This window comes from Mycoplasmopsis agalactiae 14628 (assembly GCF_000266865.1).
GTDB classification, from domain to species: domain Bacteria; phylum Bacillota_I; class Bacilli_A; order Mycoplasmatales; family Metamycoplasmataceae; genus Mycoplasmopsis; species Mycoplasmopsis agalactiae_A.
In genome coordinates this window covers 54,768-76,667 of the sequence record NZ_AJPR01000011.1, presented here as the reverse complement: position 1 = coordinate 76,667, position 21,900 = coordinate 54,768, and the positions used below count along the sequence as shown (strand labels likewise).

Annotated in this window: 19 protein-coding genes; 13 read left to right on the top strand and 6 right to left on the bottom strand. The window is 30.5% G+C overall.

What is annotated here, in order from left to right:
• Positions 1-61: 61 nt before the first annotated feature.
• The 5 genes from MAGB_RS02365 to MAGB_RS02345 all read left to right on the top strand — a co-directional run bounded on the left by MAGB_RS02365 (position 62) and on the right by MAGB_RS02345 (position 7,062).
• Positions 62-961, top strand: a complete 900-nt coding sequence (locus MAGB_RS02365; RefSeq protein ID WP_004024206.1) for a PfkB family carbohydrate kinase — start codon at positions 62-64, stop codon at positions 959-961.
• Between the two features lies 1 nt (position 962).
• Positions 963-1,868, top strand: a complete 906-nt coding sequence (locus MAGB_RS02360) for a pseudouridine-5'-phosphate glycosidase (RefSeq protein WP_004024205.1) — start codon at positions 963-965, stop codon at positions 1,866-1,868.
• Between the two features lie 167 nt (positions 1,869-2,035).
• Positions 2,036-3,490, top strand: coding sequence for a BspA family leucine-rich repeat surface protein (locus MAGB_RS02355; protein WP_004024204.1), 1,455 nt, complete (start codon positions 2,036-2,038; stop codon positions 3,488-3,490).
• 74 nt (positions 3,491-3,564) lie between these two features.
• The gene (locus tag MAGB_RS04400; RefSeq protein WP_004024203.1) at positions 3,565-5,028 is read left to right on the top strand and encodes a BspA family leucine-rich repeat surface protein; all 1,464 of its coding nucleotides are present in this window, start codon (positions 3,565-3,567) and stop codon (positions 5,026-5,028) included.
• Between the two features lie 102 nt (positions 5,029-5,130).
• On the top strand, positions 5,131-7,062 hold the full coding sequence (locus MAGB_RS02345; RefSeq protein WP_004024202.1) for a S41 family peptidase: 1,932 nt from the start codon (positions 5,131-5,133) through the stop codon (positions 7,060-7,062).
• A gap of 53 nt (positions 7,063-7,115) precedes the next feature.
• Here the strand turns inward: MAGB_RS02345 and MAGB_RS02340 are convergent, their stop codons facing one another.
• From MAGB_RS02340 to MAGB_RS02320, 5 genes are all read right to left on the bottom strand, one after another.
• Complete coding sequence (locus MAGB_RS02340) at positions 7,116-7,769, bottom strand: deoxynucleoside kinase (RefSeq protein WP_004024201.1); 654 nt, start codon at positions 7,767-7,769, stop codon at positions 7,116-7,118.
• Between the two features lies 1 nt (position 7,770).
• Entirely contained in the window at positions 7,771-8,433 is a 663-nt protein-coding gene (locus MAGB_RS02335; RefSeq protein WP_004024200.1) for a deoxynucleoside kinase, read from the bottom strand.
• Between the two features lie 298 nt (positions 8,434-8,731).
• Complete coding sequence (locus tag MAGB_RS02330; protein WP_004024199.1) at positions 8,732-9,709, bottom strand: ABC transporter permease; 978 nt, start codon at positions 9,707-9,709, stop codon at positions 8,732-8,734.
• A complete protein-coding gene (locus MAGB_RS02325; RefSeq protein ID WP_004024198.1) occupies positions 9,709-11,697 on the bottom strand; it encodes an ABC transporter permease subunit in 1,989 nt (662 codons plus the stop codon). Before MAGB_RS02325 ends, MAGB_RS02330 begins: the two co-directional genes overlap by 1 nt.
• Positions 11,690-13,294, bottom strand: coding sequence for an ABC transporter ATP-binding protein (locus MAGB_RS02320; protein ID WP_004024197.1), 1,605 nt, complete (start codon positions 13,292-13,294; stop codon positions 11,690-11,692). The genes MAGB_RS02325 and MAGB_RS02320 overlap by 8 nt, the downstream gene beginning before the upstream one ends.
• A gap of 113 nt (positions 13,295-13,407) precedes the next feature.
• On the opposite strand from MAGB_RS02320, the gene MAGB_RS02315 reads away from it, so the two are divergent.
• Together MAGB_RS02315 and MAGB_RS02310 are read left to right on the top strand one after the other, a co-directional pair.
• Positions 13,408-13,857 carry an MAG0130/MAG3770 family membrane protein gene (locus tag MAGB_RS02315; protein WP_004024196.1) on the top strand — a complete coding sequence of 150 codons (450 nt, stop codon included), beginning with the start codon at positions 13,408-13,410 and terminating at the stop codon, positions 13,855-13,857.
• 121 nt (positions 13,858-13,978) lie between these two features.
• On the top strand, positions 13,979-15,382 hold the full coding sequence (locus tag MAGB_RS02310; RefSeq protein WP_004024195.1) for a BMP family ABC transporter substrate-binding protein: 1,404 nt from the start codon (positions 13,979-13,981) through the stop codon (positions 15,380-15,382).
• A 45-nt stretch (positions 15,383-15,427) separates the two neighbouring features.
• On the opposite strand, the gene MAGB_RS02305 is transcribed toward MAGB_RS02310, so the two are convergent.
• On the bottom strand, positions 15,428-16,246 hold the full coding sequence (locus tag MAGB_RS02305; protein ID WP_004024194.1) for an MAG0110 family membrane protein: 819 nt from the start codon (positions 16,244-16,246) through the stop codon (positions 15,428-15,430).
• A 122-nt stretch (positions 16,247-16,368) separates the two neighbouring features.
• On the opposite strand from MAGB_RS02305, the gene MAGB_RS02300 reads away from it, so the two are divergent.
• The 6 genes from MAGB_RS02300 to MAGB_RS02275 all read left to right on the top strand — a co-directional run bounded on the left by MAGB_RS02300 (position 16,369) and on the right by MAGB_RS02275 (position 21,882).
• Positions 16,369-17,370: an LLM class flavin-dependent oxidoreductase gene (locus tag MAGB_RS02300; protein WP_004024193.1), complete on the top strand. Its 1,002-nt coding sequence runs from the start codon at positions 16,369-16,371 to the stop codon at positions 17,368-17,370.
• A complete protein-coding gene (locus MAGB_RS02295) occupies positions 17,354-17,698 on the top strand; it encodes a calcium-binding protein (RefSeq protein WP_004024192.1) in 345 nt (114 codons plus the stop codon). The genes MAGB_RS02300 and MAGB_RS02295 overlap by 17 nt, the downstream gene beginning before the upstream one ends.
• A 1-nt stretch (position 17,699) precedes the next feature.
• Positions 17,700-18,569 (top strand): hypothetical protein, encoded by an 870-nt coding sequence (locus tag MAGB_RS02290; protein ID WP_004024191.1) that lies wholly within the window; start codon positions 17,700-17,702, stop codon positions 18,567-18,569.
• Positions 18,547-19,584 (top strand): lipoate--protein ligase, encoded by a 1,038-nt coding sequence (locus MAGB_RS02285; protein WP_004024190.1) that lies wholly within the window; start codon positions 18,547-18,549, stop codon positions 19,582-19,584. Before MAGB_RS02290 ends, MAGB_RS02285 begins: the two co-directional genes overlap by 23 nt.
• A 71-nt stretch (positions 19,585-19,655) precedes the next feature.
• On the top strand, positions 19,656-20,702 hold the full coding sequence (locus MAGB_RS02280; RefSeq protein WP_004024189.1) for a lipoate--protein ligase: 1,047 nt from the start codon (positions 19,656-19,658) through the stop codon (positions 20,700-20,702).
• Positions 20,695-21,882, top strand: a complete 1,188-nt coding sequence (locus MAGB_RS02275; RefSeq protein WP_004024188.1) for an NADH-dependent flavin oxidoreductase — start codon at positions 20,695-20,697, stop codon at positions 21,880-21,882. Before MAGB_RS02280 ends, MAGB_RS02275 begins: the two co-directional genes overlap by 8 nt.
• The last annotated feature ends 18 nt before the right edge of the window (positions 21,883-21,900 follow it).

Below are 21,900 nucleotides of genomic sequence, written 5' to 3'. Positions count from 1 at the left end.
ATTAAGTAAATGTTTATTGTGTGCACTATAATTAGGGAAAGTAAAACTTTGCTGGAGGCTTATGAATGTTGTTGTAATTGGCTCAGTAAATTATGATCTTTATGCAAAGATTGATAATGAAATTATCTTAAAGGACTCTAATCCTTCAAATATTTATAGTACGCTGGGCGGCGTTGCTTATAATATTGCCAAAAATTTAAAACTAGCAAATGTTCAGGCAACTTTAATTGCTGCTGTCGGAGATGATTTAGAAGCAAAATGAATTAAAAAGCAATTAGATAATGACTTAATTAGTCATAAGCTAATTGTCAAAGAAGGCTATAAATCAGCCAAATACGTTGCTTTTTTAGATAGAAATTCTGATATGAGCATTGCTGCTAGTGATACTAAAATTACAGAGTCTGTTAATTATGATGATTTAATGCAATACAAAGACATATTAGACAGTGCAACTTATATTTGTCTGGATGCTAATCTTAGCGAAGATTTGATTGCTAAAATTTGCAAAAATTATAGTCATAAATTTATTGTTGCTGAAGGCGTATCTTGTCATAAGATTTTAAAGTTTAAGCCTGTTTTACAGTACATTTCGGTTATGAAAGCAAATAAAATTGAGTTCCAGAATCTGCTTAATTCTTCTGAAGAAGATATATTTATATTGGCTTCTGAAGCTATTAAAAATGGAGCAAAAGCAGTTGTTATTACTGATGGAGCAAATGGAAGCATATATTTTGATCAGGATGAAAAAACTGAATTTTATATGCCTAATTCTATAAAACCGCTTTCTGCTTCTGGTGCAGGGGATGCGTTTTGCGCAGGCTTAATTTATGGGCTTATTAATAAGCTACAAATTTTGAAAATTGCAACAATTTTCTCTAAATTTGCGCTGCTTAGTGTTAAAACAGTTAATGATGAATTAAATGATAATGATTTAATGAAAGAATATATGGAGGTTAACTAATATGAATATAGTTTTTAGTAAGGAAGTTGAAAGTGCCTTAAAACATAAAAGGCCTGTTGTTGCTTTAGAATCAACAATTATTACTCACGGAATGCCTTATCCTAAAAATGTTGAAATGGCGCTTAATGTGGAAAATATAATTCGTAAGCAAGGCGCTGTGCCTGCAACAATAGCCATAATTAATGGAGTAATTCATGTCGGGCTTGAAAATGATGAAATAAATGAGCTTGCCAAATTAAAAGATGCAATCAAAACTAGCAAGAGAGATTTTGGCTATGTTTTAGCAAACAAAAAAAATGGTGGCACAACGGTTTCTGGCACAGTTTTAGTTGCACAAAAAGTAGGTATTCCTGTTTTTGCAACCGGTGGAATTGGTGGTGTTCATAGAGGAGCTGAAACAACTTTTGATATTTCTAGAGATTTAGATGAATTATCGACCAACAATGTTTTAGTGGTTTGTGCCGGTGCTAAATTAATACTAGACTTAAGCTTAACGCTTGAGTATTTAGAAACTAAAGGTGTTGAAGTGTTAGGCTATAACTGTGATAAGTTACCTGCTTTTTATTCATCATCTAGTGAATTTGATGTTACATACAATGTTCATTCAGCTATCGAAGTTGCTTCAATAATGAAAGCTAAGTGAGAATTTACAAATGGCGGAATTATTTTAGCTAACCCTATTCCTGAACAATATGGTCTTGAGTATGAATATATTTTAGATAACATTAACAAAGCAATTGAGCAAGCTAAAACTGAGGGAATTAGTGGCAAAAAAACAACTCCTTACTTACTATCAAAAGTACTTGAATTAACTGAAGGAAAAAGTCTTGAAGCTAATATTCAATTAGTTTATAACAACGCTAAAGTTGCCGCACAAATAGCAGTTGAGTATGCTAAGCAAAAGTAAAATTGCTTAGCAAGCTTTAAAGTTAAATATGAAAGTTTCATATAGCTTTCATATTTTTTGTTATTTTTCAAATCCAAAATTACATGTCATACCTTAAAATACTTTTAAAAAAAGTATCTAACTAGTTAACTTAATGCAACAAAAAGCCAAAAAAATGAAGGAAGAATATGAAAATTAAAAAACTTTTATTAATTGCGCCACTGTCGACAATTTCTATGTCTTTTGTGGCAGCTAGATGTGCTAAAGGTGAGTCTAAACAGACTGAAATTATAAACACAGGAGCTAATAGAATAGAGACGCCTGCGGATGAGAATGCTGAAAATAATTTGGGTGAATTAAGTGAACAAAATGGCAATAAAAGTCCTAGTAATAGTGAGCAAAACTTTAACAAAAGTACAACTGATACCACTAAAAACAGTGAACTAGAAAATTCTAAAACCCCTATAAAAAAGGAACTTAGGGATGATGAAACATATAAACTAAATAATTTAAAAGACAGCTTGCATAATGATGCACCACTAAAAGAACCAACAATTTCTCCTGAAGATGCTAAAAAATACAAAAAGGCTATTGATGATATTTGAAAAAAACACAAATATGGTTTTGCTGACTTTCACACATTTGATGACGTTTTAAAGCAATTAAGAGTTTATGCAGGCAATAATATAGCTAAGTTTCTAGAGTTAAATGACAAAAATAATACAAATAATTCGATAAATAAAAATAATCCAAAAAAAGTTATTGATTTGAAAATAGGAAGTAAAAAATTCTCTTTAAAGTTTGGAGATATAAAACACACTGTACCAACTGTTTATTCATATAAAGGTGAAGAAAATAATCAGTTTTATGTTTATGGAACTGAAAGTAAAGACTTTAATATTAAAAATTCAAAGAAAATAATAATTAAGCAACTGGGCTATTATAAAGATTCAAATGGTGAGTACTTTAAAATTGTAACCGTGCCTAAAAACACAGTTGAAGTGCCGGCAATATTGCCTTTAAAAATAAACTCCTTAGCTGAGGCATTTAAAGGGCTTGAAGAGGAAACAGTAACAAATTTAGATAAATGAGACACTACAAATATAGTTAGTCTCTTGTCAACTTTTGATAATGCTAAAAATTTCAATCAATCTTTGAAAGACTGAAACACCTTAAATGTTAAGAACATGACATCTGTTTTTACTGAGGCAAAGAAATTCAACAGTTCTCTAGAAAACTGAAAAACAGATAATGTAATAACTATGGAAGACATGTTTGCTGGAGCAGAGAGCTTCAACCAAGATATTAGTAAATGAAATACAAAAAATGTCACTGATATGTCAAAAATGTTTTGAGGTGCAACAGCCTTCAACAGTTCTATAGGAAATTGAGATGTTTCAAATGTAAAAAGTATGGAAAGAATGTTTGCTTCGGCTGAAACATTCAATCAGGACATTGGCAGATGAGATGTACAAAAAGTTGAATCAATGTATGGAATGTTCGGTGGAGCTAAATCATTTGATCAAGACATTAGTTTATGAAAGCTATATGAAAAGGTTTACTATCAAGATTTCACAAATAATGAATCAGTTCTTAATCATGACCACTTACCACAGAAATTTAAAACAGCTTACAAAAGATAATTGTTTAGTATACTTAAACTTATAGCACTATAAAACAGACCTAAACAAAAAAGTGAACAAAAGGAATAATATTTATGAAAAATAAAATTAAAAATAGACTGCTTCTTTTATCAGTATTATCATCGCTGCTAATCCCGGCAATTTCAGCTAGTTGTACAAAATACAGCAGTACAGAAAATAATCCTATAAATAGGGGGGGGGCTAATGTTCTTCCTCTAGTGGATGACGATTCAAACTCTAACAATAATAAGGAATCTAATTCCAATAATGGATCAAAAAGCGAAACAAGCACAGAGAATAATAAATCACAAGTAGATCCAAACAATTTAATTAAAGAAAATGAAAAAATGTTGTCTGATTCTCCTGATGTTAATAGTAATGACACACATGAATCTCTTCATTTTGGGATAATCCCTTCTGAAAAAAATAAAGAACAGCCCGAGGGAAAGATTACAAAGGAAGATCAAGAAAGTCTTAAAAATAAAATTGAAACGTTGTGAAGGAAGCATAAATATGGTTTTGCTGATTTTCATACATACAATGATGTTGTTGAACAGTTAAAAGTTTACGTTAATGATAAAACATCTAAATTTTTAAAGCTTTTTAACAGTGAATTATCAAACGATTCAATCAAGAAAAATAACACTAAACAGGTTATTGATCTTCTTGTTGGTGATGAAAAAATTACCTTAAGATTTGGAGATATTAAGGATTCTGTTCCTATTATTTATGCATTAAGTGGTGATGAGACTAATACAACTGTCTCATACACTAAAGACCCTAAAAGTCTTAAGATTGCTGCTGATAAAAAAGTCATAATTAAGCAATTAGGCTATTTTAAAGATGAATCGGGAAAATTTATCAGATTATTAACTGCTCCAGAAAACACAATTGAAGTGCCTGAACATCTTCCATTAAAAGTTAATTCTCTTTCTGAATCATTTGCTGGTATAAAAGCAAAAGAAGTTAAAAATCTTGAAAAATGAAACACAGCCAATATCGTTAGTTTACTTTCAACATTTAGTAAGGCTTCAAATTTTGATCAGTCATTAGAGGGCTGAAACACCTCTAATGTTCAGAATATGAGTTCTACATTTTTTGAAGCATCAAGTTTTAACAAACCGCTAAAAACTTGAGATACAAAGAGTGTAACAACAATGTATTCTATGTTTTCCGGTGCACAGAAATTTGATCAAGATTTAAGCGGCTGAAAAACACACAATGTTGCTGATATGGCTGACATGTTTTGAGGTGCTTCTGTTTTTAATAGCAAATTAGATAACTGAAATGTTTCTAAAGTTAAAAGTATGGATAGAATGTTTGCTGAAACAGATAAGTTTAATCAAGACATCAAAAATTGAAAAGTTGAAAAAGTTGAATCTATGTATGGAATGTTTGGAACTGCTAAAGCTTTTGATCATGACTTGAGCTCATGAAAAGTTAGTTCGGGAGTTAACCATCAACACTTTGTTAATAAAGACTCAAAATTGCAACAAAAGCACATTCCGCCTATGTTTAGAACAACTGTTCTAAAGTAGAATAAACCTTTAAAATAGCTTTTTTGGGACATTTTGTTTATTTCTGTATACTTTTAATAAAGAAATGATCGATTGTGTTTTTTAAAAAAAATAAGGAGTGTCATGAAAAAGGGTATTGGGTTTTTGACAAGTACTGTTTTTGCTACAGCCTTAATTAGTTGCAATAATAAAGAAATAAATATAACCAATGTTAATAATGGAAAAGTTAAAGACAAAACAGTAATTAGCCACCCTAAAAAACACGCAAATATCGTTTACTTCGCTGATAATAAACCAGTCAAAGAAATCCAAATTGATACTAATTCGGTTATCAATTTTGAAACTATTCTAAAACCAGGATATAAATTTGCTGGTCATTTTTTTGATAAAGATTTTAAATCACCAATTCCAAATGATTATGTTGTTAATTCTGATTTAAATGTTTATCTAAAATATGTCCCTAATTTCACTAAGTCAACATATGAATTAAGTTCTATAACTAGAACCGTTGTCCCTATTACTAACAGTGTTGATTTTTATGAACTTAATGATATAAATTACATTTCTGTTGATGATTTTCTAAAAATATCAGATGGGATTCTAGAATTTGAACAAAATTACTATGATGTAAGTTATCAATCCAAAATATATGATTTGCAAAAGCAAATTAATTATTCTTATAATAATGATACTTTTACCATTAACTCTATAAATAAGTTTAATTCATCAAATGGCAATAAGCCATTTGAGCAAAATTACTCACTTAAATTTTATTATCAAAATCAACAAATAATTTTATCTAGTTATGAATTTTTGAACTCAATATTGCCAAGAGAATATCAACAAAGCCTTCTATTTGAAATTAAAGATGAAACAATCAGCAATGATAAGCCTGTTGTTATCGATTTAAAAAGATATGGGCTTGAAATGATAAAGCATGATAACAAAATTTTTGTTCCTTTTAATGTCATAAATCAAGTTCTCTTAAGTGAATCTGTAAATCAGTTTTATTTTAATAACGATAGAGTACTTATCTTTAATTTTTATGAATTGCATTCTCCAGAAAATCTAGAATATAGACAAATGTTAAGCAACACTAATCCAAATAAAAAAGTAATAAGCGAAAGCATGAAGGAATACCAATTTAAATTCTTTCACTTTCTTCTAGATAACTTCTATGGCATAAAAAATAAAGATCCTAATTGACCTTTAGGCTTTTTAAATAAATATAAGACAGGTTTGTTGGATTCTGACGAAAAGCACTATAAAACAGTTCATTCAGTAATAAATGGTTTAGATGATTTACATACCAAACTATTTATGAATGGATATAATCAAGATGAAAAGCAGTATGATGATTTAAATAATAGTTTTGATGACACTAAAATAATTAAAGAGTATTGAAAACTTTATTTTAGTTTTCAAAAAATGTCTCCAAGAAATGGAAATGGCTTTGTTAAGTCAACTTTAACACCAGATAATAAAACGCTGATTGTGCGTTTTGATGCTCTAATAGATGGCATAACAAGTATTTTGGAGTCGGCGTTTGATGAATATAAATCAAAAGAAATAAAAAATATTGTATTAGATTTTTCTAATATGCTTGGTGGTTCACTTTATGCAGTTTATGAATTACTAGGTTTTATAACTGACAAAGAGTTTAACTACAATCTAATTAACCCACAATCAGGCACTAAAAATGCAACGAAGGTTAAGTCTAGAACACCTAAAAAAGACTTTAAATTTTACCTTTTAACATCGCCAGTAACTTATTCGTCTGGAAACTTATTTGCTGGTGTTGTAAAGGATAATAATTTAGCCAAAATAATTGGTTATAAAACACAAGGTGGTGCTTCATATTTAAAAATGTCTGTGTTACCGACAGGCAATATTGCAGTTTTAAGCAGTAATAATGTTTTTGCTAACAAAAACTTTGAAAGCTATGAATATGGAGTAAGTCCTGATATAGAATTTCCAAAAAATCCTGATGGGTCAAATGCTTATAGCAAATTGTTTGATACCTCATATATACAAGAAATAGTTAATAAAAACTAACTTATATGCCTGTTTTATAGTCATATAAAAAAATCAGGTCTGCGTGCCTGATCTTATTTTGTTTCTTTAATGTGTTTCTTAATTTTTGACACTGCTTCATTAAATACATCAGTATCTGATTTGTTATTTGAATCAATTATTTCATATGGAATATTGTACTTTATAGCTAAATCAATAAAGGTTTCTTTATAAATTTTGTGTAAATATTTGAAATACTCTTCGTTTTCATAAAAGTTGTCTATTTCAACTTTTCTGCCTCTTTGGAAAATTCTAGACTTAAATGTTTCTCAATTTATATCAATAAAAAGAGCAAAGTCTGGGTTACAGCTTGGATCATATATGTGATTAAATAACTTATCAAAAGCTTCAAAATATTTCTTTTTCTTCTTATTCAAAGTTGCGGCGGCAAAAATGTAGTGCTCTAAAATAAATCTGTCCAAAAACATATGACTGTTTTGGGAGTCATTTGTTTTTGCAAACTTATCTTTTTGCTTATGAAAAGAATCAGTTAGTGATTCAACTAAAAATGATTGAAAAGCAATATCAGTGTTTGGTTGCTTTTCATAGCATCACCTTAAAAAAGTGTTAAAAACCGGATCATTTTCACTAAATTCTTCAATATAAATTGAGTTTGGATAATAATCACTGAGTTTTTTAACAAGCGTGCTTTTGCCGCTGCTTATCATTCCGCTTATGCCAATTATCATCCTATCCCCTTCTGAAAGTTTTTTTATGATTTGCGATAATTTCTAAAGCTTTTTCAAACACTTCATCTTCAGTAAGATTATCGGTTTCAATAATTTTGTACTCTAGCTTAAATTTTTCAGCTTGCTTAATGAATAAGTCTTTGTATAAATTGTACAAAGTCTTGAAATATTCTTCATTTGCATAAAAATTATCAATTTCAACTTGCCTTCCACGTTCAAAAATTCTTTTTAAAAATGTTTCTCAGCTCATATCTAAATATATGGCAATATCAGGGGTTTCGTCTTTTGTAATTAAGTGAGTAAACAAGGCATCATATCCGTTTAAGTAATTTTGGCCTTTAGGTCTTAAATTTACATTTGCAAATATGTAATGTTCAATGCTGAAGCGATCTAAAAATATATGATCGGTTTCTCAGTTTTTATTTAGCTTGTTAAACTCGTCAATTAGTTCGCTTAATTTCGTTGTGTGATTTTCCACAACATATGATTGAAAGCCAATAGTTAAGTTCGGTTGTTTTTCATATAGTCATTTTAAAAATGTATTAAACACTTCGCTTTCTTCATCATATTCTTTAAGCATTAATGAAGTGTTAAAATGCTTGTGTAATTTTGCTGTTAGTGTGCTTTTGCCACTGCTTATCATTCCGCTTATTCCTATTAGCATATCATTCTCCTTTGTAGTTTTAAAAACATAATTATTTTACATATTTTAAATCCTTAAAAAAGACAAAAAACGAAAGTGTTATAGCAGGTATAGAAAATGAAAAAAATTTTTTCATTTTTGGCTCTGTATGCCTATAAAACAGTTCTTTTGGTCTTATTTGTGTATGATTAAAATGCATAAAAAGCATGTTTGCTAAAGATATGCAATTTTACTACCAAGAATGCTGTTTTATAGTGCTGCAGGTAATAAATAAAATCAGCTCAGTTTTTGCTCTGAGCTGATTACAATTTATGATTAATTATCTCTTAGACTTATCGTAGTTTATACCAGAAGCGGCAGGGCCAGGAGCCAGACCACTAAAGGCCATAATTGAAATAAGTGTAAGCACATATGGAATAGCTTTAATTAGTTCACCAAATTTTTGTACTTTGTCTCTTGTTTCTACAGTAACTACTTTGTCAAATTCAACGCTAAGTAATCATGCGCCTATTTGTTGGAAGAAACCAAAGAATAAGGCACAAACCGGAACAATTAAGACATTTCAGTGTGACATAATCATAATTGCTAAGGCTAGGAAACCAAAACCATTAGTTTGCCCTGTAAATGGAAGTTTTTGGGCAAAAACCCCGCCTGCCATTCCTGCTATACATCCAGAAATAACAATTCCTGTTCATTTGTATTTGTAAACATTAATACCAGCAACGTCAACAGCTTGTGGATTTTCACCAACTGCTTTGAAACGTAGACCTCATTTTGTTTTGTTTAGCGCAAATCATGAAATAACTACAACAGCAATTAGTAAGAACAATTTAAAGCTTAAAATGTTTCCAAAATTGTTATAGTTTGTGCTTAATGCAAGCTCTTTAACAGTATGATCAATTTGCTTCTGTGGATTGCCTAAAAGAGATGGGTTCATAATTGCAGCACAAATACCAACTGATAAAAGGTTTAATGCAACACCAGTTATTGTGTGTTCGGCTTTTAGTTTTATTGTTGCTAAACCTAGCAATAGTGAAAACAACGAGCCAAATAGTGCGGCAAATATAAGTGAAATTATCTCAAGACCAGGTACATCTAAATTAAGCCCGTTTATTCTCCCGCCACTAGTGAAAAGGGCAGAAGTAATACAATATCCAAGTGCGCCAACTGACATTGTACCTTCGATTGCAATATTAACTGTTCCTGATCTTTCTGCAAATATTCCAGCAATAGCTGCTAGTCCAAGAACACAGGCGAAGAATAATGTTTCGTTAGTTATAAATGCTATACTTTCCATTAATTACCTCCTGTTATTACAGCTTCTATTGCTTTAACTTTTTCTTTATAATGATGGAACAAGTCTTGACTTATGCCAATATTTGAATTTTCATCGCTAGAATCATTTTTAACTTCAATACCTTTATATGAAGCTAATAAATCTTTTTTGTAAACATCATAATTAGCTTTAATTTGAGTTAACTCTTCACGTGACTTAGCTAGTTCATCTGTCAATTTATTAACTAATTCAGCATTGTTTTGTGCTTGAGCACTTTTTATTTGCTTATTAAGATCTTTAATCATTGCTTTTTTATCTTCATAAAGATAAAATAATTCGTTTTTAAATTGCTCTAAATTATGTTCTTTGACTATTTTATAGTGCTTTTGGTCATATAATCTTTGAGCAAAAATTAGTCTTGATTCAATAAATAGGTAATTGTCCAGCAATTCTTCTTGTATCTTTTTAAGTTCAACTTTTAATTGAGTTAACTTAACATTTTTAAGGTTTTTGATATCTTTAATATCAAAGTAACCATATCTTGATAATTCTTGATTAAGTGCAACTTTATCTTTAGCTAACTTTTGGAAAATTTTCTCTATCTCTCTGTTTGATAATTTCTTATCTAACTTTTTATCAGTTCCTTGTTTAACTTTAATTAAGGCTTCATTCTCTATATCTCTAATTTTGCTCTTAATCTCTTTGTATTTTGGTTTATTTTCTGCATAAACTTTACGTGCTTCAATAAGAAGTGTTTTAGTGTTTTCTTTAACTGCTTTAACTTTTTCTTTGTAGATTTGATAATGTCCTTTATACACTTTTTGGGTCAGCAAGGAAATCCATAACCTAAATTTCCGAATAGGCCTGAAATTAGTAAACATCAAGGCAAGAGCTGAAGTAAAGATAATAACACCAACAACTAGGTCAATACCACCTTCTTTAACACCACTAGTTGAGTAAAAACTAATTAATTCAATTCTAGAAAACTCGAGCATCGTGTAGAAAACTGATGAGAAAAGAATTCCTATTGGCGAGTTAATACCAATTAATGATATAGCTATTGTGTCAAAACCTAGTGGCAGCGGACTGGTTAGCGTTATGACATCATACTGCTTAGCTTTAAAGACAAAGTGAATAAATCCTGCAAGTCCTGCTAATGCACCAGAAAAGCCCATTGATAAAACTGTTGTTAATTTTTGATTAACTCCAGCATATGAGCTAGCATCTTTGTTAAGTCCATTCATTTTGATTTTGTAACCTAAAGAGGTAAATGCAAAAATCATGTATAGAGTTAGCGACACAAACGCTACCAATACTATTCCAAAAATTCAGAATGAACTTTTATCAAAAAACCCACCTGAAATGTTAATAGGAGCTGAACCAGTTGATGTATTTTTAAACACAAAACTGTTATTAAATGGTGATTTTGAACCAAATATAAAACTACCAATGTAAACGGCCACTCAGTTAAGTAAAATAGTTGAAACTACTTCATGGATGTTGAAAAATGCTTTACATAATCCAGCTATTGCAGCATATAAGAAGCCTATAACAATTGAAAGAAGCATTATTAAGAACACTAAGCCTTGGTTTTTAATAACACCATTGCTTTCAATTACATTACTTTGGTTAATTAATGCTAAACAAATAACACCCGAAAGTGACATTTGTCCAGCAACCCCAATGTTGAATAGCCCTGTTTTAAAGGAGAATCCGACACCAATTGATGCTAGTGAGTAAATAATAAAAATATAAACTCAGTCTATGTTGCCTTTAGTTGCTGTGGCATTGAAAACTTGGGCAAAAAACTCAAATGGATTGGTTTGGAAAAATACTAAAAGCACAATGCTTGATATAAAAATTCCAAACACAACTGATCAAATTGAGTTATATGCTTTTCTTCTTGTTGAAACAGCACTATCGGCATTTACGCCTTTTTTAACCTTGCTTCAGAAATTCCTAAAGAATGATAAAACAGGATTTTGTTGTTTTTCAGCACTCTTATTCATTGCCCTCTCCTTCTGTTTCATCATTCTTATTTGATGCAGCCATTAATAAACCTATTTCAGTTCTATTAAATTGTGCTGCAGGTTTAAGATCTAATATTCTACCATCATTAATAACAGCGATTGTGTCAGCCAAAGCCAAAATTTCATCAAGCTCATATGAAATTAACAATATAGCTTTGCCCGCTTGTTTTTCTAAGAGAATTTTCTTATGGATTAAGTCAATTGCTCCAACGTCAAGCCCTCTGGTTGGTTGTACTATCACAAGTAGGTTGTGCTCTGTACTCATTTCTCTACCAACAATTGCTTTTTGTTGGTTACCGCCAGAAAGAGATCTAGCTAAAGAATTACCATGGTTTGTACCTCTAACGTCAAAGTTAGTGACAATGTTTTGGAACAATTCTTCTTTTTTGTTGGCTTTAATAAAACCAAATGGTGCATAAGTTTTATTATTTAGCAATCTTAGAATAGAGTTGTCTCTGATACTAAAATCTAAAACTAGTCCGTGCTTGTGTCTGTCACCTGGCACAATGTTAATTTTGGCTTCTCTGTTCTTTTTATCAACACTTCAGTTGGTTATGTTGAACTCAACAACTGATTTTGGATTATTTAAATCAAAATCAGGATTTTTAATTTTAATTTCGCCTTTTGATGGTTTAACTAGGCCTGCTAAAACATATTCTAATGTTTCTTGACCATTGCCTTCAACACCAGCTATTGCTAAAATCTCGCCAGGATGAACTTTAAATGACACATCTTTTAAAGAAACTGAATCTCTGTTTTTCTTAGTTGAAACATTTTCAAATGAGATAAGCTCTGGTTTATCATAACCATCAAATAATGAAGTGTTTTTGGTCTCAACAACTTTTTGACCAACCATAGCCTCAGCTAACTGCGGAATAGATGTTTTGGATACATCATATGTTCCAATTACCTTTCCTTTTCTTAAAACAGTTGCTTCATCTGCAACTTGCTTAACTTCGTTGAGTTTATGGGAAATAAAAATGATGGTTTTGCCGTTTTCCTTAAAAACTTGCATTGTTTTAAGTAAACCTTGAATTTCTTGGTCTGTTAAAACTGCTGTAGGTTCATCAAAAATCAAAATTTCAGCATCACGGTAAAGCATCTTCATGATCTCAACTTTTTGTTGAGTTGCTACAGTTGCTTTAGATGTTTTTTGGTTTAGATTAAAATGTAAATCATATAGCTCTTGAATACTTTTAATTTTAGCTTTAGCTAACTTAAGATCCAATGTGCCCATTGAATAATTGTAAGTGAACTCAGAACCCATAATTACATTTTGTAAATTAGTATAAGCAGCAACTAATTTAAAATGTTGGTGAACCATACCAATACCTATTTCATTAGCTTGGTTAGGGTTCTTAACAATTACTGATTTACCATTAATTTTGACTGACCCTTCAGTTGGTTCATATAAACCAAATAAAATTGATGTTAGCGTACTTTTGCCAGCACCATTTTCACCAATAAGCGCGTGAATTGAGCCTTTTTTAACTTTGAAAGTTACGTCATCATTGGCCCTTATACCAACAAAGTCTTTAGTAACATGCTCAAATTCAACGGCATATTCATGCTCCATAAAACCCCCTTTCTTGTATAAAATATATTTAAGTAAATACAATTTAATTATATATAAATGTTTTTTTATGTTAGCCTTTGGAATGCTAAATTTAGTAATTAGTAAGGGAATTTATGAATAAAAATATAAAGTTAATGAATATTGAGATAAAAAAATTAGAAAAACTAGCTTCCTATGATCAAAATAAAAAATTTAGAATTCTTATAATATTTTTTCTAGGCTTTCTAACTCTTTTAACTTTTTTCATGATTATGTTTGCTCTGATGTATTCTAAGCAAAAAACTTTGCTTATTACTTTTAGTTCTATAGCATCAGCAAGTTTTTTACTGCTTGTGTTTTTAATTGGCCCATTTTGCATGCTTTTAACGTTAAGCAAATGAATGAATTTTTTAATGAATAAAAAGCCTGGCGAAAATATTTGAAGTAAGTATCATCCTGGCAATGTATCGATAGTATTCAACTTGTTTATAGGTATTTTGGTGTTTAACACACTTAATAATAAAGGGTTAAAAATTACTAAAACTGAAAGAAAAGTAATAGAGTCTGTTTTATTGTTTAATTAGTTTAATTTGCCTGTTTCACACTACTATTAGTTAATATTAAATTTAATATAATATATATGGTTTAAAAACTAAACTGGAAAATTTAATTTTTGAACTTTATATATTTGAATTAGGGATAAAAATGAAGAAAAATAAATTCTATCTATTTTTAGGGGCTGCTCCTGTTTTATCAGTACCATTAGTTGCTGCATCTTGTGGCGACAAGTACTTTAAAGAAACAGAAGTTGATGGTGTAAAAACTATTTCAACACTTGCACACATTACTTCTCGTAAAGGACTTAAACTAAGAGAAGGCTTAACTGTTGAAAATGCACCTAAGGCAACCTTTATAACTGATGAAGGTTCTGTGCATGATGAATCATTTAACCAATCAGGATGAGAAGCAGTTCACAAAGTTTCTTATGAACTTGGTTTAGACAAAGCACAAGTTAGTGGTAATAAAGGCTTAAGAAACAAAGTTTATGAACCTAAAAAAGGTCAATTACTTGAGGCTTACAAAAACGCTATTGACAGTGGTTTTAAATACATTGTTCTTTGTGGATTCACTCACAGAGATGCACTTGTTGGCTTAGATCAAACTTACATCAATAAGATTAAAGAAAATAATATTGTCTTTATCACTGTTGACTTTAATCTTTTCACAGAGACTGATGCAAATTTTAAAACATTTATTGAAAAAATAGGTGAAGGTCACTTTGTTCCAGTTATCTTTGACACTAAACAAGCTGCTTATATAGCTGGTCGTGCTCTTGCAGATTACTTCTCACAAATTTATAAAGACCAACCCGAAAAACGTACAATTGGTGCATTTGGTGGTATTCCTTGGCCAGCAGTTTCTGACTTTATAGCTGGTACTTTCCAAGGTATTATTGAATGAAATAAAGAACATCCTGAAGCTAAAACTAAGTCATTAAATGAAACTATTGAACTAAATACTTTATTTGTATCTGGAACACCACAGGCTACTACAGCAATTAACTCTGTAGTTAAAGCCACAGCTTCTTACCCTGTTGCTGGTTCACTATCAGTTGACACAGCAAAAGAAATTAAAAAATTGGCTGACAAGGAAAAATTCATTATTGGTGTCGATGCTGACCAAAAGAATGCATTAAAAGGCAACAGAATCTTTACATCAGTTATGAAATTAATTGGTCAAGCAATTTACAACATTTTAGCTGACTTATATAGCAAAGGCGAAAACAATTTAGACCTTCAACCAGGGTTTGAAATTGGCAAGAAAAATGGTACTCCAACAGTCTTTGGCTATGGTGATACTGAAGACAAACAATATGTAGGTGTTGCTACATCAGGATTATTAGATGATAAAAATGATGAAATAGCTAACAAAGCACTAAAAGACGCAACCGAATACTATGTGAAAAACAAAGCTAAAATCCAAGAAACCTTAAAAAAACAAATGGAAACAGCTAAAAGCGCGTTGGGAAATAAATTCCCTTCTGATGATGATGCTGGTAGTCAATTCAAAAAAATGGTTGACTGATTGGCTTCTGAAACAAGAAAATAACCTTAATCAACATAAAAAACCGGGCTTGATACCTGGTTTTTTGTATTAATTTTTAGCTAATCTTATTAATCTTATTAGATATATAAGCGCATATATATAATCATATGCTAACTTAAATCCAAAGTATATCGTTAGTTTCATGAACTCTTTTTTAGTTGAGTCATTGCTTACTGAAGCATTAAACGCTTTGTTGTATCTTGTAATTAATCATCAATCGAATGCCATATAACTAATCATTAAGGCAAACCCTATTGATGGAAATAGTGCATTAATTCAAGAGTTGAATATAAAGACACTTAATATAAATATGAAAAAGAAGCTAATGGTTAAGAATATTATAATTGCATACACAAATTTTATTTTTATTAAATCAAAGTAGGCTAATACTGCCATTATTGATAATATGGCAACTGGCAGTAAAATAACCCCAAATGTTTTGGCTATAGCTAAGTTATCAATGCTTACACCAGTAGAAAATGTTGCTAATAATTCTACAAGCGCAAATGATAATAGCACAATACCTAACAGTATCATGCTTAAAGTTATAATCACTAACTGCACCCAGAAATTCATTTTTGGGCCTACAATAAACTCTATAAAAATCAGCACTAAAAGCCCTAAAGCAAGACCAAGCCCAATAAATGGATTGCTTTGCAAGTAATCTAGCGCTTTAGCAAAAAATGCTAACATAACAATAGCACTAATAAAAGCTATTGCTGTTGCATATGAGAATCAACCAACCGAAGCACCAAGAAAAGCATTTTTTCTGCTTGCAACAGATGAAGCTCTCTCGAATCTTCTAAAGTTTTTTTGGTTAACATTTTGATTTTCTATTAATCTGTTTTCCATTACTTTATTATACATTTATATAAAAATAAGTTTCTAAGGAAAAATTTTGCTTTTAGTGCTATATTTTGACCATTTAAAAATATGCATAAATTTCCAAAATGCCTATTTTATGCTGCTTTAGTTTTATAATTTTATTTATGAAGATAAGCATTCTTGACCATGGGCTATTAACTGACCAAAATAACTATGAAAAAGCTTACAAAGAAGTAATTGAACTTTGTCAATATGTTAGGGATTTAAATCTTTATTCTTTTTGAATTAGTGAGCAACACAATGTTAATTCATTGGTTATTTCTAGTCCGCTTATTCTTCTTGATCATTTAGCTAACAATGTTAGTGGCATTAAATTAGGGTGTGGGGGCATTATGCTTGCTAATTATCAAGCATATAATGTTGCTGAGCAAATTCAAACATTAAATCTATTGCACCCAGAGCGTTTTATTTATGGATTTGGCTCAAATATAGGCACAAAAGAAACTATTAAGCTTTTAAAACCATCATTAACTTCTGCAGAATTTCAACAAAAAATTATTGCTGTTAATGAATATTTAAACAACAATAAAGAGTTTGATTTTAAGGTTAATCCTAACATAAGTAAGCCTGTTGACATTGTTATGTTGGTAACATCTGAACAAAGTGCAATTTTTGCAGCTATGCATAAATTTAAAATCAATTATGGCTGGTTTTTAAACCCTTCTAAGGTGTATGCTGAAACTGTTATTAATTCATACATTGAGACCTATAAAACAGCTTGAAATGAAAATCCGCCTGAAGTTGCTCTTAGTGTAAATGTAGTAAGCGGTGCTGATTATGAAAAATCAATGAGAAATCATAATTTGATTGCATTTTATCGTTCTTTTGCTGATCCTAATCATTTTGCTTATTACCCATCATATAGTGAGTTTGAACAGTTTGTGTTTAGTGAAGAACAGCACAAAAATTTCTTGCGTTTGCACAAAAGTATCTTTAATGTTTTTGATGATGAAAGCATGAACAAGCTAAATAGTTTATGCGAATATTTAAAAGTACATCACTTGATGATTTTGCCAACAATTGCAGATATAAATGATCGAAAAATAGCTATCAAGAATGTTGCTGATTTCTATGTAAAAAGAGGTAAAAATGAAAAAAGTTGTTAAGTATTTAGTTGTGGAAAAACTAGAAGGCAAAGACCAGTTTTATTTAAGATTTACACCTGAAATGCAGGATGATATCGGAACAATTGGTTTTATTCAATATAAAAACACTGACAAAAAAGTGTTACACAAAGATGATATTTTCTTAAACTTAGAAGCTTCAAAGGCTATCTTGACACTAAAAATGCCTTTTGATGCTACTGTTGTTGAAATTAATAAAGATGCAATGGCCAATCCTAAATTATTAAGTTCACCAAAAGATAGTGAAAACTGAGTAATGATTTTAAGCGACATTGACCCTAAGACTTTGGAACAATTAGAAGACTTTTAATATGCTTAAATTAAACTCTGTTAAAGAATTAGACTCGCTTATTAATGAAGCTGATGCTATTGTGGTGGGCATTGGTTCAGGAATGACCAGTGCTGATGGCATAGGCTATAGCGGACAAAGATTTGTCGAAAATTTTAAAGACTTTATTGATGAGTTTAAGTTTCTAGATATGCTTCAAGCAAGTGTTTATCATTTTGATGATATTCAAAATTATTGGGCATTTCATTCTAGATTTATGAAGCTTAATTACTTTGACCAACCTGCAAGTGAAAGTTTTTTGAAACTAAAAGAATATTTAAAAGGCAAAAACTATCACATAATTACAACAAATAGTGATAATTCACTAGAAGCTGCAAACTTTGAAGCTGACAAAATTTTCTATATTCAAGGCAAATATAACTTGCTTCAGTGTTCAAAAATGTGTCATAACACACTTTATTCAAATGATAAAGCAGTTTATGAAATGATTGAAAAACAAAAGGATATGAAAGTGCCTTTAGAACTTATCCCTCGCTGCCCTAAGTGCAACAACTTTTTAGAAGTTAACAAGCGGCTTAAAGGCAAGGGTATGGTTGAAGACAAACGTTTTTTTGAAGAGAAAGAAATGTATGAAGACTTTATTTATAGGCATAAAGGTCAAAAGATCCTTTTTTGAGAAATAGGAGTTGGTTACTCAACTCCAACATTAATTAAATTTCCTTTCTGAGAAATGACAAAAGAATTTTCTAACTCAAAATATATTGCAATGAATAATAAATCTTATAGAACTCCGCTTGAAATAAGACAAAGAACTTATGTTTGGACAGATGATATCAAACAAACTATTAATAAATTGTTAGAGGTTAAAAATGATTTTAGTAGAGCCAATTAGAAATGGTAAATATGTTAAAGATGGTGCATATTGATTAGCTATACAAATTTGAGCAATGAATCACTTGAGACTAAATGAAAAAATTGTGTTTCCGGGAATTGCTGCTCCTCATATTCAATTAGGTTACTTCCAAAATCCTGAAGTTGAAGTTAATTTTAAATACTTAAAAGACCACAACTTAGAAGTTGTGCGTCGTAATACTGGAGGTGGGGCAATTTACATTGATGATAACTCTGTTAATGTTTGCTACTTAATCCCATATGACGAAAAAGACAATATTTTAGGTAATTACGACAAATTTTATGAACCAACAATCAAAATGCTTAAAGAATTAGGGGCAAAGGATGTTGTTCAATCTGGCAAAAATGACTTAACTATTGACGGTAGAAAAGTTAGTGGCGCTGCAATGATGCTTAATGGTGATGTTATTTATGGCGGTAACTCTCTTTTATACAAAGTTGACTATGATGCAATGGTTGATTCATTAAAGCCTAATCGTAAAAAAATAGAGGCAAAAGGTGTTAAATCAATAAGACAAAGAGTTGCGCCTTTAAGTGACTATTTTGACGAACCATACCGTAATTTAGATATTTTCGAATTCAAAGACCTTGTTATCAAAAAGCTTTTCGGAGTTGATGATTTAAGCAAAGTAAAACGTTATGAATTAACTGAGCAAGATTGAGCACAAGTTGATGAATTAGTAAATACTAAATACAAAAACTGAGACTGAAACTATGGACTAAGTCCTAGATATGAATATAACCGTGATGCAAGATTGGCAATTGGTACAATTAATTTCTCACTTGCTGTTGAAGGTCAAAGGATTGAAAAAATTAAGATCAGTGGTGACTTTTTTGCTAAAAAAGATATAACTGAATTAGAAAAAGCATTAGTTGGCACAAAAATGACATATGATGACTTAGTTAAGGCTTTTAAAGATGCAAACTTGCAAAGTTATTTCTTTAATGAAATAAATGCTGAAGAAGTAGCAAAAATAATATTGGATGAAGAGTAAAAAAACAGTATTGATTTATGTTTAGTTCATAAATCAATATTTTTGAATATGGCTGTTTTATAGGGGTATATATGATTTTAGTTGAACCTATTAGAAATGGAAAATATATAAAAGATGGTGCTTACTATCTAGCTACACAAATCTGAGCATTAAGTCATTTAAAATTTGATGAGATTGTTGCTTTTCCTGCAGTTTTAGATCCCTATGTGCAGATAGGATATTTCCAAAATCCTGAAGTTGAGGTTAATTTTAAATACTTAAAAGAACATAACATTCCAATAGTTCGTAGAGACACTGGCGGCGGAGCTATTTATATTGATAGTAATCAAATGGGGGTTTGTTATCTAATTCCTTATAAAAATAACGAAAGCATTTTAGGAAATTATGAAAAATTCCTAGAGCCCGCAATAAGAATTATCAAAGAATTAGGCGCTAAAAATGTTGTGCAATCAGGTAAAAATGACTTAACAATTGACGGGCTTAAAGTTAGTGGTGCGGCAATGGCACTAATTGGTGACACAATTTATGGTGGAAATACTTATATTTATAAAATTGATTATGATGCTATGTCACAGGTGCTAAAGCCAAATAGAAAGAAAATTGAAGCTAAAGGAATTAAGTCAGTAAGACAAAGAATTGCGCCTTTAAGTGATTATTTTGATGAGCCGTACAAAAATATGGATATTTTCGAATTCAAGGATTTGGTGGTTAAGAAATTATTTAACGTCGATGACTTGAGTAAAGTAAAAAGATATGTATTAACTGAAAACGATTGAAAGCAAATTGATGAATTAGTAAATACCAAATACAAAAACTGAAACTGAAACTATGGACTAAGTCCTAGATATGAATATAACCGTGATGCAATATTGGCAATTGGTACAATTAATTTCTCACTTGCTGTTGAAGGTCAAAGGATTGAAAAAATTAAGATCAGTGGTGACTTTTTTGCAAAAGCTGACATTAGTGAGCTAGAAAAAGTTCTAGTAGGCGTTAAAATGGATTATGATGAGCTTTATAGTGCTGTAAAACAGGCAAATTTGGAAAAATACTTTTTTAATGAAATAAGTGTTGATGATGTTGTTAAAACAATTTTGAGCGAGGAAGATAATGAATAAATATGCTCCACTTTTTAAACCATTTAAATTAGGTAGCTACACGCTTAAAAATCGTTTTGTTCTCTCACCTATGACTTTAAGTTTGGCAACTAAAGACGGAAAAGTAACAAAGGAAGAAGAAGAGTACTCAGCTAGAAGGGCAAACTGTGCACCATTGCTAATTTCGGGGGGTACATATTTCGATGAATTTGGTCAGCTTTTTGAATATGGGTACAGTGCAAAAAATGACGATGACATTGAATCATTAAAAAAGCTTGCTAATGCAATGAAATCAAAAGGTAATATAGCAATTTTGCAACTTGCTCATGCTGGCAAATTCTCAAAAGCTAGTCTCAAAAAATATGGCTATCTTTATGGTCCATCATATGAAAAAAATCATATACCAGTAGAACACGAAGTCTTTGAATTAAGCGTAAGCCAAATAAAACAAATAGTTAAAGATTACGCAAGTGCAACTAAAAGAGCTATTGCTGCCGGCTTTGATGGAGTTGAAATATCAATGGCTCAAAGGTTATTGATTCAAACATTTTTTAGCTCAATTGTTAACAAACGTAACGATGAATATTCATCAAATACTTTCGAAAACAGATCCAGATTATGCCTTGAAATAGTTGAAGAAATAAGAAAAGTGATTAATGAAAATGCTGGTAAAGACTTTATTTTTGGATTTCGTGCAACGCCAGAAGAAACATATGGCCCAGAATTAGGATATAGCATAATTGATTTTATACAGCTTGTAAATGAAATTATTAAAAAAGGAAAGATAGACTATTTAGCAATTGCTTCATGAGGACATGATATATATTTAAATAAAGTTAGATCAGAAAACGAGTATACTGGACAATTAGTTAACAAAGTTATCTATGAAAAGTTTAAAGGAACCCTGCCTATAATCTCATCTGGTGGGATAAATACTCCACAAAAATGTTTAGATGCTCTTGAATATTCTGATTTAGTTGGCTTAAGTTCTGTTTTTGTAGCTGACCCTGAATTTGTTCAAAAAATTGAAAATAATCAAGAGGACAAAATTAATTTAAACATAAGTTTTTCTCAACTAAAAGACTTGGCGGTTCCTGAATCATCATTTAAAGGCATTGTCGAAATGTTTGGTTTTTGTGAAACCATTCCAACTGAATCATTAAAAACTTTAGAAGAGAATTCTAATTCAGAAGGAAACTAAAAAAGCCGGAATGGCTTT